Annotated in this window: 11 protein-coding genes and 1 pseudogene; all 12 read left to right on the top strand. The window is 64.8% G+C overall.

Annotated elements, in window-relative coordinates; translation table 11 throughout:
* Nucleotides 1-116: pseudogene (locus Q8Q77_RS13175) on the top strand (IS5/IS1182 family transposase); the annotation flags it as partial.
* A 178-nt stretch (nucleotides 117-294) separates the two neighbouring features.
* Nucleotides 295-4,638: a hypothetical protein gene (locus Q8Q77_RS13170; RefSeq protein ID WP_305584053.1), complete on the top strand. Its 4,344-nt coding sequence runs from the start codon at nucleotides 295-297 to the stop codon at nucleotides 4,636-4,638.
* Nucleotides 4,638-6,326, top strand: coding sequence for a hypothetical protein (locus Q8Q77_RS13165; protein WP_305584052.1), 1,689 nt, complete (start codon nucleotides 4,638-4,640; stop codon nucleotides 6,324-6,326). The genes Q8Q77_RS13170 and Q8Q77_RS13165 overlap by 1 nt, the downstream gene beginning before the upstream one ends.
* Complete coding sequence (locus Q8Q77_RS13160) at nucleotides 6,326-7,237, top strand: hypothetical protein (protein WP_305584051.1); 912 nt, start codon at nucleotides 6,326-6,328, stop codon at nucleotides 7,235-7,237. The genes Q8Q77_RS13165 and Q8Q77_RS13160 overlap by 1 nt, the downstream gene beginning before the upstream one ends.
* 19 nt (nucleotides 7,238-7,256) lie before the next feature.
* On the top strand, nucleotides 7,257-8,213 hold the full coding sequence (locus tag Q8Q77_RS13155) for a hypothetical protein (RefSeq protein WP_305584050.1): 957 nt from the start codon (nucleotides 7,257-7,259) through the stop codon (nucleotides 8,211-8,213).
* Nucleotides 8,214-8,432: 219 nt separating this feature from the next.
* Nucleotides 8,433-9,059 carry a hypothetical protein gene (locus Q8Q77_RS13150; protein ID WP_305584048.1) on the top strand — a complete coding sequence of 209 codons (627 nt, stop codon included), beginning with the start codon at nucleotides 8,433-8,435 and terminating at the stop codon, nucleotides 9,057-9,059.
* A gap of 42 nt (nucleotides 9,060-9,101) precedes the next feature.
* Nucleotides 9,102-10,886: a hypothetical protein gene (locus Q8Q77_RS13145; protein ID WP_305584047.1), complete on the top strand. Its 1,785-nt coding sequence runs from the start codon at nucleotides 9,102-9,104 to the stop codon at nucleotides 10,884-10,886.
* Nucleotides 10,887-11,113: 227 nt separating this feature from the next.
* Nucleotides 11,114-11,782 carry an isoprenylcysteine carboxylmethyltransferase family protein gene (locus Q8Q77_RS13140; RefSeq protein WP_305584045.1) on the top strand — a complete coding sequence of 223 codons (669 nt, stop codon included), beginning with the start codon at nucleotides 11,114-11,116 and terminating at the stop codon, nucleotides 11,780-11,782.
* Between the two features lie 143 nt (nucleotides 11,783-11,925).
* On the top strand, nucleotides 11,926-12,798 hold the full coding sequence (gene cysT / locus Q8Q77_RS13135; RefSeq protein WP_305584043.1) for a sulfate ABC transporter permease subunit CysT: 873 nt from the start codon (nucleotides 11,926-11,928) through the stop codon (nucleotides 12,796-12,798).
* Nucleotides 12,795-13,640 (top strand): sulfate ABC transporter permease subunit CysW, encoded by an 846-nt coding sequence (gene cysW / locus Q8Q77_RS13130; protein WP_305584041.1) that lies wholly within the window; start codon nucleotides 12,795-12,797, stop codon nucleotides 13,638-13,640. The genes cysT and cysW overlap by 4 nt, the downstream gene beginning before the upstream one ends.
* Before the next feature lie 16 nt (nucleotides 13,641-13,656).
* Nucleotides 13,657-14,691, top strand: coding sequence for a sulfate/molybdate ABC transporter ATP-binding protein (locus tag Q8Q77_RS13125; protein ID WP_305584040.1), 1,035 nt, complete (start codon nucleotides 13,657-13,659; stop codon nucleotides 14,689-14,691).
* A 53-nt stretch (nucleotides 14,692-14,744) separates the two neighbouring features.
* Entirely contained in the window at nucleotides 14,745-14,873 is a 129-nt protein-coding gene (locus Q8Q77_RS13120; RefSeq protein WP_305584038.1) for a hypothetical protein, read from the top strand.
* Nucleotide 14,874 lies beyond the last annotated feature (1 nt).

Genomic DNA, 14,874 nt, shown 5'->3' with positions numbered 1-14,874 from the left:
AACGCTTCTTCAGCCGCATCAAGCACTTCCGGCGCATCGCAACCCGATACGACAAGCTCGCGTCCACCTTCATGGGCTTCGTCACCCTCGCCGCCATCATGCTGTGGCTCAAATAGCTAAATGGTCACCGCTACCTAGAGCAGGGCGCGGGCGGACTGATTTCAATCTTCTAGACCGGGCGCGCAGGCGTTGCGGATTTCCAAGCCACGTGGAGCTGCGCTGCTCCTTCCAGAACATCAACACGGCTCGCTGCGGCGGGCCTTTTTCTTGCCCGAAATCTGAGGAGACGAACCCGTGTCAGTCGATCTCGCGTCTCTCGTCACGGCGGCCAAGAGCCTCGATGGACTCACCGTCGCGGCCACGCAGACCGCGGCAGCGACCGATAGGTTGAGGACCGCGCAAGGCCGACTGGTGTCGGAGGCGCGAAAGGTCTCGGGGGCCGCGGACGCCCTCAAGTTCCGGATCGACGCGCTGCGCGGCGCGCTCGACCCTCTGTCCGCCGCGCAACGTAAGCTCGACGACGAGATGCGTCAGGCCACTAGCCTGTACCGAACGGCGACCAATGCGGCCTCGGATTACGCCAAGGCGACCGCGGGGCTGGACGCGAGGCTTGCGACGGCCTCAAGCGCCCAAGCCGCCATGGCGGGCCATCATGCTGCTGGGGCGAAGGCAGCAAGACTCCACGCAGGAGAACTCGCGAAGCTGGCCTTCGGTCTAGCAGGAGTTGGCGCAGCTGCCGCGGCGGGAACCAACCCCATAGCCGGCCTCATCCAGTTGGGGCCGCAACTCGTCGACATCTTCGCGACAGCGAAGGCGGAGGGAATCGGATTCTCGGCGGCGATGCGCGGGCTTGGAGCAGCGCTCGCCCCGATGATGGCCGGCTTGCTGCCGATCGTTGCTGTTGTTGGCGTGGCGACGGCGGCCTTCGCTCTGTTCGAGGGCGAAGTCGACAAGCACACCAAAGGGGCGACGACCTGGGGCGACACCTGGCAGGCCACGGTGAACGTGGTCGGCAAGGCGATCATGGAGGGGCCTATCGGGGATGGCCTTCGTTGGCTGGACGAGACGTTCGGCAAGGTGCTCGACTCCATCGTTAACGGGACAATGTCGTATCTCGACCGCTACGTCGGCCTATGGGGCGCGACCTTCGAGATCATCATCAAGCACTGGCGGCAGTTCCCGCAGGTGATGGGCGCCATCATCGTGGGCTTCGCCAACGGCACGATCCAAAACGTAGAAGGCCTGATCAACGCCAGCATCTCTGCGATTAACCGGCTGACGTCGCTCGTGGGATGGAAGGCGATCGCCAAGATCGATCTTCCCGAGATCAAACAAGCCAACAACGCCTTGGCTGTGGACTTCGAGCGGACCAGAGCGCGGATCGAGGCCTCCTTCCGCGCGAGTCGGGAAGGCGTCTTCAGCAACATCGTGGGTGAAGCCGACCGGCTCTCCAGCGCGCGTAAAGGTCCGGAGGCAAAGGCTGCCACGACACCTGGCTCCGAGACTGATCAGGCCGCAGCGGCCGGGCGTCGGGCTGCGGCGCTCGATGAAGAGGCCGAGGCATCGAAGCGCGCTACGGAAACAGCCGAAATCTATCTGGCCTCTTTGAGTAAGGAGACCGCCGAGCATCGAAGGTCGGCAGCCGCGATGAAAGAGTCTGCTGTCGCGATGAAGGAGAAGGAGATCGCTGCGGCTCGGGCTGGCGCCCCGACGTTGGAGCTGAAGCTCGCAATCGGTGAACAGGGCGACTATGCGGTCGGCCAGATGAGGGGAACCGAAGCGATCAAGGAGATCAACGCGCCTCTTATCACGATTCCGAACCCTGATTTCGAAGGCGCTGCGCTCACCGACTTGATTGACGAATTGCAGGCGATCGACGGTCTGGCAGCTGACGCAGCCGCTGGCCTTGAGAGCGCTTTCGGTCGCATGGGGCGGGCTATCGGCGGCATCACAACGGCGACTACCGGCTATCGCGCTGAGTGGGCGGCGCTAGCGAAGGCCTATGAGGGCGGCGACATCAACTTCGATGAGCGCGTCCGTAAGGAAGCTTCCCTCCGCGTAGGGAGCTACATCGAAATGGCGTCGGCGGCCAAGGGCTTCTTCGAAGAGAGTTCGGCTGGCTACAAGTTGTTGGAGGGCGCGGAGAAGGCTTACCGCATCGTTCAGTTCGGCCTGGCCTTGGCGTCCATCACCATGAAGGGCGCCGAGACGGCGGCGACTGTGGGCAGCGAAGTTACACAGACCGCTGCGACGGCGGCCGGGACCGCGGCACGAACGCCCATGAAGATGTCGGAGGCTGTCAGCACCATTTTCGCCCAACTTGGTGTGTTCGCGTTCCCGGTGGTTGCGGCGGCGGTCGCAGTGATGGTTGCAGCTGGCGCCTCTGCGTTCGGAGGCGGTGGCGGAGGTGGGAAGCCTGGCGCCACCGACATGGAGGATCGCCAAAAGGCGCAGGGCTCTGGCTCGGTGCTCGGCGACGCCGCGGCGAAGTCTGAGAGCATCGCCAAGGCCCTGGAGATGGTCGCGGCCAACACCAACATCGACCTCGAATACTCCAACGAGATGCTCAAGGCGCTGCGCTCGATCGACAGCCAGATCGGCACGGTGGCCGCTGCGTTGGCGCGCTCGCTGGGCGCCGGCGGCGCGTTGTCGACCGACAGGCTGAACCTCGGAACCACGGGCCGCCCGGCCACGCTCGGCAACCTCGGTTTCGGCAAGACCACCACCCGCTCGCTCCAGGATCAGGGGCTGTCCTTCGGCTCTCAGAGTCTGTCGGAGATCCTGGCTGGCGGCATCCAAGGCCAGACCTTCCAGCAAGTGCTTGAGACCAGAGTCAAAAAAGCCTTCGGGATCACTTATTCGAACAAGTCCAGCTCGACCACCACCACGGGCGCGCTGGACGGCAACCTGTCGCGCCAGATCACGCAGGTCATCGGCAGCCTGAAGAACGGCGTCCTTGAGGCCGCCAAGGTCCTTGGCGTCACCGGGGCGGAAGCCACGCTGGACGCGTTCAAGGTCAACCTCGGCAAGCTCTCCTTCAAGGACATGAACGGCGCCGAGATCCAGGAGGCCTTAAACGGCATCTTCGGCAAGCTGGGCGACGACCTGGCGGCGACCGCGATCCCGAGCCTAAGGGAGCTGGCGAAGGTGGGCGAGGGGGCTTTCGAGACCCTGGCCCGCGTGGCGCGCGGCTATCAGGTCGTCGACGTCTCGCTGCGCGCCATCGGCACGGAGTTCGGCGCCGTGGGCGTCGCCTCGCTGGCCGCCCGCGAGCGACTGGTGGACCTGGTGGGTGGCCTCGACGCCTTCACTGAGCAGACCGCCTACTTCGCCGAGACCTTCCTGACCGACGTGGAGCGCATGGCTCCAGTCCAGAAGGCGGTGACCGAGGAGCTGAGGCGTCTGGGGCTGGCCGGGATCACCACCAAGGATCAGTTCAAGTCGCTGGTCCTGGGCCTCGACCTCTCCACCGCAGCCGGCGCGGAACTGTACGCCGCGCTGATGGCTGTGGCGCCTGCCTTCGCCAATGTGATCGACTTCGCCGCCGACGGCTCCCAGGCGGTGCAGGACGCCCGCGAGGCGCTGAGCGCGGCCTATGAGCGCGAAAGCGATGCGATCCGAGGGGTGATGGACAGATTCAAGTCGCTGGCCGACGGCTTGCGGAAGTTCAGCGCCGACCTCTCGGGCAACTCAATCGCCGGCCTTTCGCCGACCGAACAGTATGCGCAGACCCGCCGGGAGTTCCTGGGCTTGGCGGCTTCGGCGGCCACGGGCGATCCGGACGCCATGGGCGACTTGCAAGGCGTCAGCCAAGCATTCCTGGAAGCGTCCAAGGCGACGTCGGCGACACTTTTCGACTATCAGCGCGACCTGGCGACGGTGCGCAACGCCGTGCGCGCCGCGGAAGTCAGCGCTCGCGAACAGGTCTCGGTGGCCGAACAGCAGCTAAGCGCCCTCAACGCTTCGGTCGCCGGCCTGATCACCATCAACGACAGCGTGCTCAGCGTTCGGGACGCCATCGCAGCCTTGCGTGCAGTTGAGGCCGCAGCACTCGCTCCGACACTTCCGCCGACGCCACCGCCCGTGCCGACCGCCATACCCCCGCCGGCTCCGCCGTCGGCCGCCAGGGCGTCAGATTGGGCTTCCTACGTCACCCACTACCCCGATGTCGCCGCCGAGTACTGGCGCAATGCGAACGACAAGAAGGGCAGGCGCTACCTCGCCGAGTTGGGTATCGCCAACCTTGATCAGTTCGCCGAGTGGCATTGGAATGAGTTTGGCAAGGCTGGCGGCCTGACGCCCTACGCAAACGGCGGAATTTTCACCAACGGGATCGTCAGTCAACCAACCTCCTTCCACAATTCCCAAATGGGCGAAGGCGGCGACGCGGAGGCGATCATGCCGCTGGTCCGCGGGCCTCGGGGCCTGGCCGTGCGCGCGTACGGCCAGAACGACAACGCGGAGACGGTCAAGGAGGTCAGAGACCTAAAGGGTGAAATCGCCAAGTTGAATGCGGCCCTGATTTCCATAGCCACCACGAATGCTGAGATGGCCCGCGGTCAGCGCCGCTGGAGCGGCGAGGGCATTCCCGTGCGCGGCGTCGATCCCGATTCCCCAATTGAAGTGGCGGTAGCCTGATGGATCTGATTCAACCCGTCGTGATCGCTGATAGCGGGGCGTTTACGCGCGCTTCGACGGCCACTTACTTCAATGCTTCCGGAGTCATCACCACGGCGGCCGTGAATGAGCCCCGGTTCAACAGCTCACCTGGCTATTTCACCCCCGCTACTGGGTGGAGCGGCGGGCTGTCGCTGCTGTTGCCCTCTGCGCCGGTCTCGGGATCAAGTGTGACGGCCGCTAGTCGCGGCGCCTTGTTCGAGGCGGCCGCCACCAACCTAGTGATGCAAAGCCAAGCCTTCGACACGACGTGGACGAAGGTGGCGTCCACTGTGTCTGCGAACGCCAGCGTCGCGCCGGATGCGACAACCACGGCGGATCGGATCGTCCCGAACGCATCCTCGGTCGCGCTGCATGGGGCCAGCCAGATGGCGTCGGCCGCACTGGCGCCAGGAGCGTCGGTCGGCGCGTCGGTGTTTCTCAAGGCCGCCGGCTACAATACCGCGGTGTTGCGTTGCGCGCCCTCGGGTCAAGCGGCCGGTTTCCAGATCGCCGTGAACCTTGCCGCAGGGGCGATCACCGCCTCCAGCGCCTTCGGCTCCGGGGCTGTTCTCGATGACGCGCGCCTAGCCGTTCTGCCTGGGGGCTGGTTTCGTCTTGAGCTTGAGGGATCCGTCGCCGGGGTCACGACCTACGGCATGTTCGTATATGTCGGTGATGCGACGACGGCCTTTGCCGGCAACACGGTCTCGGGCGTCGATGCCTGGGGCGCGCAGCTCGAACTCGGCGGCGTGTCCTCTTACATCCCGACAGCCGCCGCCGCGGCCACCCGTGCAGCCGATATCGGCATTCCCACGCTGGTCTCCAGCGTGGCCGAGAGCGAGGCGATCTGGCTGGCGGGGACCACCTACGCCGAAGGCGCAACGGTGCGAGGGACCGGCGCCCACGCCCACTCAATCTTCCTCTCGCTCGTCGGAAGCAACACGGGCAACGCCGTCACCGACACGACGAAATGGCTCAAGGTTGGTCCAAGCAACCGTTGGCGAATGTTTGACGAGTCGGTGGGGTCCCAGACCATCGCGCCGGACAGAATCTCGGTGATCCTGACAGCCCAAGAACGCGTCGACTCCATCGCCCTCTTCAACGTGGAAGCCGCAGAACTTCGCCTGACCATGACCGATGCGGTCGATGGCTTGGTGTTCGATCAGACCTATGGCCTGACCTCCGATAGCGGAATTTCAGACTGGTACGGCTTTTTCTACACCGACATCGAGCGGATCACGAAAAAGGTCATCGCCGATCTTCCACCCTATCGCGGCGCGCAGATCGAAGTGGAGTTGAGCCATCCAGGCTTCACCGTCCGTTGCGGCACCCTGGTGATCGGTCGATCCCGTCGCATTGGCGTGTCGCAGTACGGCGCGGGCCTCGGAATTCAAGACTATTCTCGAAAATATAGAGATGAATTCGGAAACTACTCCGTATCTGAGCGTTCATTTAACAATAATGCTACGTTCGCGGTGATGGTGGAGCAGCGGGGCGTCGACAAGGTATTTGGTATTTTGTCAAAACTTCGCGCTACTCCAATAGTATATGTAGGATCTGAGATTTATGGTTCAACAACAGTATACGGATACTTCAAGGACTTCAACATAGTGATCGCCTATCCATCACACTCGTTGCTCTCGCTCGAACTTGAAGGGCTAACCTAATGACGATCCCGATCATTCCGACACTCCCTCCAGCGCCGACGCGGGGGTCGGCGTCCACGGATTTCAACACCCTGGCCGACAATTTCGTGGCCGCCCTGCCGACGGTTGTCGTGGCGATGAACGCGACGAGCGCGGCCATGACCGCCGCCGCCGAGGGCGCGGCGGAAGACCGGACGCAGACCGGGTTGGACTTGATCGCCAGCGCTGCATCGCAGTCCGCCGCCTCGGCCTCCGCGCTCACCGCAATCAACGCGCCTGGCACCTCGGCGACCTCGACGACTTCGCTCTTGATTGGTGTCGGCGCGAAGAGCCTGACTATTCAAACCGCGAAGGCGTTCGCCGTCGGCCAGACAGTGGTGATCGCGCGCACCTCAGATCCTACGACGCAGATGCTTGGCGTGATCACGGCCCACAATTCAGGCTCGGGCGCGCTCACGGTTGAGGTCGCCAGCGTTCAAGGGGCAGGGACGTACGCGGAATGGACGATCAGCCTCTCGGCTTCGGTCATCATTCCTATCGCTGGCGCAGCCGACATCTGGGCGGGAACCGACAATGGCAAGGCGGTGACCGCCGCGGCCCTTGTGGCGGCCGACGAAATCCAGACGTTGTTTGATGTGCCGACGATCAACTGGAATGTCGCCACACAAGGCCATCACGCCAAGGTCGTACTTGGCGGCGACCGGACGCTTGCGATCCCGACCAACATGAAGTCCGGGCGTTACTACGTTTTCTATCCGATTCAACCACCGAGCGGAGGGCCGCGGACGTGCAATTTTCCGGGTGTCTGGGACTTCGGCCAGCAGGGATCGCCGACGCTCAGCACAGGCGTGAACAAGATGGACGCCATCCGGCTTCAATGTGTCGACGCAACGACCCAAGCCTGTAAGGCGACCTTCGTGAAGGCCGGCTAGGATGAGTTCCGGCGCATGCATGATGATGGGCAACGCCTATCCGCCGTTCTCCGCAGCCTCGGCCCCGTCCAACGTCAGTGGATCATCGTCGAGCAGTTCCGTCACGTCGAACACGGCGACCGCCGTGGGCACCGGCGGTTCGGGCAGCAAGTCCTATGCGTGGAACCGCGTTAGCGGCAGCTCGGCGATCAGCCCCGACGCGGCTACCTCTGCGGCGACGGCGTTCTCCGCAGCACTTGCAAGCGGAGCCGAGGCTGCGGCCAGCTTCGCCTGCACGATCACCGACAATGTGACCGGCCAGGTCCTGACGACGAACACGGTCGCGGTCTATCTCCAGCGGAGCAATCCACCGCTTTCACTCTCGATGTCAGGTTCCGGGGCGAAGACCCAGACCTCGAGCGGCACGATCACCGTGACCAGCGACGGGGTGACGTTGGTTCCCAGCGGTGGCGTACCGCCCTATTTGAACTACAGCCACGCTGGCGCCGGTGACTTCACGATCAACGGCCCTGGAAGCGCAACCTCAACCCATTCTCGAGCCTTGGGACCCGGCGGCGGGGTCTCGGGCACCGTGCATGGGTCGGTTGAGGACAGCATCGGCCAGACCGCGGGTATCGACTATGGCGTGGTGCTGATCAACGATGGGACAGCGCCACCGCCGCTAAGCGCCTCGGTCAATCCGTCCTCAATTGACGGGTACGCGTCGGGAATCGTGGTCGTGACCGATTCGGTCACCGCAACCCCGTCGGGCGGTAGCGGAAGCTATGCCAGTCGGTCCTGGACACGCACCAGCGGCGACGGCGCGGCGACCAGCTCAAGCAGCGACACCACAGCCTTCACCGCAAACGTCGGGTTCGGTGAGACGGTCAACGGGACCTTTCAGTACCAGGTCACCGACAGCCTCGGGAGCACGGCCACAACGACGGTCTCTGTCAGCTTCACCAACTGGGGTACGCCCCCTGGCGGATGGCCGTAAGCGGCCCGACGGTTGGGTTTGCTCACCTCGACGACGACGGCGCGCGGGGCGGACGCCTCCGGCGACGGCGTGATCCTCTAGATCCAAGCTGTCCGACCGCCACCAACAGCAGGCGGCTTCCTCTGCAATAACCCTGACCGTTTCGACCCCGACCATTGCGAGCGGGCGATCGAAACTGGCGGCGAAAACTCGCTTCCCTTCTTTGAAAGGCCCGCTTCCATGACGACAAGCTCCGCTGAAATCACCGAAGGCTCAGGCCTCTTCGTTGGCACGAACACCGTCTTCGAAGGCGGCCTCACCAAGCACTTGCAACGGTTCGTCGAGAACGACACTGACGGCGCGGCTCTGATCGGCTCCAGATCGGGTGCGATCAGCAAGTCGATCGTCTCAGCCAAGGACGACATTCGCATTACCGAGGTCACCCTGACCCCCACGACCACGATCCTGGCCGCGAACGAAGTCGTGGTGGACAGCCAAATGGTCTCAGCATGTTTCAAGGTCGACGACGCCGCCGGAGTTCTGAATAGCTTCACCCTCATCGACGAGGACGACCAGGGCGCCAAGCTATACGTGGTCGTGTTGAGCTCGAGCACCGCTCTTGGCGTCGAGAACGCCGCGCCTTCGATCAGCGACTCCAACGCCGCCAACGTTCTTGGCTGGTTTGCCATAGAGACGACCGACTACCTAGATGTCGGCGGTGTGAAGATCGCCTGCATCCGCAACATCGGACTCGCGGTGAAGGCGGTCTCTGGCACCGACGATCTGTATCTCGGTCTCATCAACGGCTCCGGTACACCGACCTACACCGGGACCGGTCTCAAGGCTCGCATCGGAATTCTGGGCTAGGCCCGCCTCCCAACTCCCACTCCTTCCATTCGAGGTTTCTGGATGTCGCTGACCAACGCGCTTCGCTTCGGCCTTTCCATGCCCAATGTCCTGGCTGGTGAGGTCCCCGCGGAGGGGTGGCCGTTCAGCTTCGCGCTGACCAACGATGTCGTGGGTTTCGGCTCATCGACGATGTCGGCCGCCGCTACCGGTGGTCCGGACGGTCCGATGAAATGGCTGCAGACCGACACGACCGGCGGCGCCCACAACTTCAGCTCCATGTCGGGCGCGGTCTCGGTCGGCAACTACGGGTCGGGCGGCAAGACCTCGACCCAGATCTTGGCCATCGTCCAGGCCGCCGACAGCCGGGCCAAGGCCGCCTGGACGATCTTCTCCCTGTCGGGCAACTACGAGTCCGGGGCGGTCCACGCCGAAGACCTAATCATCGCCAATGCTCAGACCATGGTCGGTGCGACGGGCATCAACCACAACAACTACATGCACTGTCCGAAACACAACGACGGCTCGGGCGGCAACGGCGGCTGGGATGCTCATGTCATCGCCAGCGTCATTCGCGGGCTGAAGGCGGTCTGCCCGGCCGGTTCGGTCGACGACGCGTCGTTGATCTTCAACACCTATCCGGTCACGGACCCTGCCGACATCGCCGCCCAGTTGATCGATCGCGTGCCGCCGAGCCTGCAGGTCGACACCGCGCACCTGAACGGCAACGACACGGCGCTCGGCTATGTCTCGGGCAACCACGTTCTCTCGCGCTATTCGTACCAGCGGTGGGTCGACGCGATGTGTGGTGGGCTGCCGTTCATCCCTCACCAGCGCCTGTGGTCCAACGAGATCACCAACCAGACCAGCGGCGGCCTGGTCTGCAACGTCGAACATTACAGCTCGATCGCCGGCACCCTGACCGGCGCCGTGGTCGATATCCCGTCGGGCTACGGTGACTGGTCGGCGTCCATCGAGACTGGGGTGATCAAGATCCGGCGGGCGACCAGCGCCCGCCTGCTCGCCGGCAAGTACGACCTTCCCATCCGGGTCACCAAGGCCGGGAAGTCACGGATCACCACCGTCCGCGTCTGGCTGGGCGACAGCAGCCCCTCGGGGGACTACCGGGCCACGATCAATGGTGATGTGATGGGCAAGAACGGCTCCATCGCTGGAGCTTCCAGCGGCGCCAAGACAATCTCGCTGGCGATCGGTCTTAAGCAGAGGGCCGGCGCCGATGGAACGACGCGCCAGATCATCAAGACCGGTCTTGGCGGCGCCGCCGGAGCCCTGGATGTCGAAATCAAGACCACCAACCGCCTCGCTGTCGTCGTGCGGAACGCCTCGCATATCAGCCAAGTCAGTCTAGACAGCTCCGGCGCGGCCGGTCAGCTTCTGACCGAGGCCAACGGTGTGAAGTGGGTCTTCGTCTCGGTCGATACTGCTGCGGATTATGGCCGCATCGCGGTCGACGCCAACGCCGCGACGACTGGAACCATCATCACCGACGGCGTCCTCGTGCCGTCGCCGGCTGGCGTCGAGGGCACGCTCACCAATCTCCTGTTCGCTGACGGCGGAAATATTCAACCCGCCAACATGGAGCTGGCCGCCATCTGGGTGTCGTCGGGCTACGTGGATTTCACCGCTACGACGGGAAACCGCGATCTGGTGCGAGACCCTGCCACGGGCAAGTCCGTTCTCGGAAGCACCGGGGGCGTTGTGAGCGGCGTCTCGCCGTTCCTGTGGATCGAGGGCGCTGGCAATATCTCCGCGGGCATCAACTTGGCAAACCCCGAGGAACTCTGGGACACCCTCAACAAGAGCGGCATCGGTGACGTTACGGCTTAAGGGTTTCAGCGGCGAGCGCCCACGCCGCCGAACCGCCGCGAGAGGTCGATCCAGTCGTCAAACTTAGTTGGAAGCGGCTTGATGCTCAAACGGGCGAGCGGAATCTGCAAGACTTGCCGGATCGCAATGCAATCAGGCCGATCAGGCATATAGTAATCCAATCCGGTGAACTCGAACCTCGTCCGACCTACCATTCCCCAATCTGATCCAGACTCGGAGGGTTAGGAATGACCGCAAAGCTGTTTCTGCAGGAGACGGTGCTGCTCGTGCTAATGGCCGTGGCGCTGTTCGCGTCGGCGGGGACCCTGGATTGGCTCGCGGCCTGGGTCCTCCTCGCCGAGTTCGGTGTGCTGAGCCTGGCGATCGGGCTATGGTTGCGGGTGCATGATCCGGCCTTGCTGGCCGAGCGGATGAGCCGGCCGGTCCAAGAGAACCAGCAGCCCTGGGACCGTCTCTTCGTTGCCTGCCTCGCACTGGGATTTTTCGGTTGGCTGGCCTTGGCCGGCCTCGATTGGCGCTTCGAATGGTCCGACGTCCCGGATGGGGCCAGGGCCGTCGGCGCCGCGGCTGTGGCGGGCGCCTTCGTGATGGCCTGGCTGACCTTCCGCGAAAACAGCTACGCTGCAGCGGTGGTGAAGGTGCAGGAGGGCCAGACGGTGGTCGACACCGGTCCTTATCGGCTGGTGCGCCATCCGCTCTATGTGGGCGCGATGCTGTTCTTCGCCGGGGCGTCGCTGATGCTCGAATCCTGGTGGGCCCTGGCTGGCGGCATGCTGCTGACCCTGCTCGTTGCGGTTCGCGCGGTGGGTGAGGAGCACGTGCTTCGACGCGAGCTGCCGGGCTATGAGGAGTATGCCGCTCGCGTGCGTTATCGTCTGGTTCCAGGCGTCTGGTAGGTGCGGCGACAGGGTTTCCCGCCGCGCTCCCAGAAAATCTATATTGTCCATCGGATGAGTAGGAATTAGCGAGGCTGCGCACGGAGACGCAGCGAACCGCGTTTGTCGGCGTTTGGCCTTTCAACCGGAGCGGCGCCACGGACATGACGGCGACCCACACGCCTGAACTCTCGACACCGGCCGCGCCGCCCAGGCCGATGTTCCGGCGCCGTTCGGCGATCCCCGGATTCCGGCTGACCATGGGGATCACGTTGTCCATCCTGTCGCTGGTCGTGCTGGTCCCGCTGACCGCTGTCGCGCTGAAGGCCTCTCAGCAGAGTTTTCCGGAATTCCTGGAGGCGGTGTTCAACGATCGCGCGCTCACCGCCTACCGGCTGTCATTCGGGGCGGCCTTCCTGGCGGCCCTGATCAACGGGGTCTTCGGGGTCCTGACCTGCTGGGCCCTGGTCCGCTATGAGTTTCCCTTCAAGAGCCTGATCAACGGGATCATCGATCTGCCCTTCGCCCTGCCGACCGCGGTGGCGGGGATCGCGCTCGCCACGCTCTACGCCCCGAACGGCTGGGTCGGGGCCCTGTTCTCGCCGTCGGGAATCAAGATCGCCTACACGCCGTTGGGCGTGGTCATCGCGCTCACCTTCATCGGCCTGCCCTTCGTGGTGCGCACCCTGGAGCCGGTGATGCGCGACCTAGCCCACGACGTCGAGGAGGCCGCCGCCAGCCTGGGCGCCAACCGGCTGGACACCGTCATCCGCGTGATCCTGCCGGCGCTCGGCCCGGCCTGGCTGACCGGCTTCGCGCTCGCCTTCGCCCGCGGGGTGGGGGAGTACGGCTCGGTGATCTTCATCGCCGGCAACATGCCCTACAAGTCCGAGATCGCGCCCCTGCTGATCGTCATCGAGCTGGAGCAGTACGACTATGCCGGCGCCGCCACCGTGGCCCTGGTCATGCTGGGCGTCTCGTTCCTGATGCTGTTCGTCATCAACGCCATCCAGGCCTGGGCGAGGCGGTTCTCGTGAGCCGCCGGCTGCGCCATCCCACCGAGGACCCCGCCTGGGCCAAGGCGCTCGTCCTGGCGCTGGTGGCCCTGTTCCTGGTCAGCGTGCTGATCCTGCCGATGGTCACCGTCTTCTTCGAGGCCCTGCGCAAGGGCCTGGGGCCGGCCTTGGAGGCGATCTCCCAGGACGACGCCAAGGCCGCGATCAAACTCACCCTGATCACGGCGGCGATCACCGTGCCGTTCAACGCGGTGTTCGGCGTCGGCGCGGCCTGGGCCATCGCCAAGCACCAGTTTCCGGGCAAGCCCTTCCTTATCACCCTCATCGACCTGCCGTTCTCGGTGTCGCCGGTGGTGGCGGGGCTGATCTATGTGCTGGTCTTCGGCGCCCAGGGTTGGTTCGGGCCCTGGCTGGTCGACCACGACATCAAGGTGATCTTCGCCGTGCCAGGCATCGTGCTGGCGACCATCTTCGTCACCTTCCCCTTCATCGCGCGCGAACTGATCCCGCTCATGCAGGAGCAGGGGGTGGACGAGGAGGAGGCCGCCGTCTCCATGGGCGCCTCGGGCCTGCGGGCGTTCTGGAGCGTGACGGCGCCCAATATCCGCTGGGGCCTGCTCTACGGCGTCCTGCTGTGCAACGCCCGGGCGATGGGCGAGTTCGGCGCGGTGTCGGTGGTCTCGGGCCATATACGCGGCCTGACCAACACCATGCCCCTGCATGTGGAGATCCTCTACAACGAGTACGACTTCGTCGGCGCCTTCGCCGTCGCCGCCCTGCTTTGCTTCCTGGCCATCGTCACCCTGGTGCTGAAGGCCGGTCTCGAACTCATCCAACCGCAGTCGCGGCCCGGCCGCCACTGACCGTGAGACTTAGCGCATGACGATTTCCATCCGCTCGGTGGAGAAGACCTTCGGCCGCTATCCGGCGTTGAACCAGGTGAGCCTGGAGATCGCCGACGGCGAGCTGCTGGCGCTGCTGGGTCCGTCGGGCTCGGGCAAGACCACCCTGCTGCGAGTCATCGCCGGCCTGGAATTCCCCGAAAAGGGCCAAGTGCTCTACGGCGACCAGAACATGACCTACGCCAGCGCCGCGGCGCGGCGCGTGGGCTTTGTGTTCCAGCAGTACGCGCTCTTCCGCCATATGACCGTGGCCCACAACGTCGCCTTCGGCCTGGACGTGCGCAAGGGCGCCGAAAAGCCGTCCAAGAGCGAGATCGCCGCCCGCGTCGACGAGCTGCTGAACCTCGTGGAGCTGGGCGACCTCGGCAAACGCTATCCGGCCCAGCTCTCCGGTGGCCAGCGCCAGCGCGTGGCGCTCGCCCGGGCGCTGGCGGTGAACCCCAGCGTCCTGCTGCTGGACGAACCCTTCGGCGCCCTGGACGCCACCGTGCGCAAGTCCCTGCGCAAGGAGCTGCGCCGCATCCACGACGCCACGGGCGTCACCACCATCTTCGTCACCCACGACCAGGAGGAAGCCCTGGAGCTGGCTGACCGGGTGGCGATCCTCAACAACGGGGCCATAGAACAGGTGGGCAAGCCGAACGAGGTCCACGATGAGCCGGCCGGCGCCTTCGTCTGCGGCTTCGTCGGCGAAGCCAACCGCTTCGAGGGCGCGGTGAAGGCCGGCCGGTTCCGCTCCGCCGAGATCGAGCTGCCCGCCCAGGGCGTCGGCGACGGAACGGCCGTGGCCTTCGTGCGGCCGCACGAGTTCACCCTGGCCGACGCCGGGCAGGAGAACCTGTTCCTGACCATGGAGCGGGTGGCGCCCAGCGGCCCCGTCGTCCGGGTCGATGGGCTGACCCCCGGCGGCCAAAGGATCGAAGCGGCGTTCTCGCGGGAGCTGGCGGGACAGTTCCGGTCCGGCGCGCGCATCGGCCTGGCCGCGCAACGGTCGTACATCTTCAGCGCGTGATTTGACTCGAGCTACCTTGACGAGAATCCATGTGCGCGACAGAGTCCGCGCCCATGGCCCAAATCCTGAAATTCCTCACTAGTCTCCGCACTTCTCCTCGTCGGGCGGTGCTGATCGAGGTCGGCTTCATCGTCGTCGGCGCGGCGCTGCTTGGCCTCACCGTCTTCGGCTGGGGCCGTTGAC

The sequence above is a fragment of the Phenylobacterium sp. genome, assembly GCF_030698145.1.
Lineage (GTDB): Bacteria > Pseudomonadota > Alphaproteobacteria > Caulobacterales > Caulobacteraceae > Phenylobacterium.
This window is presented reverse-complemented; position numbering and strand designations above follow the sequence as displayed.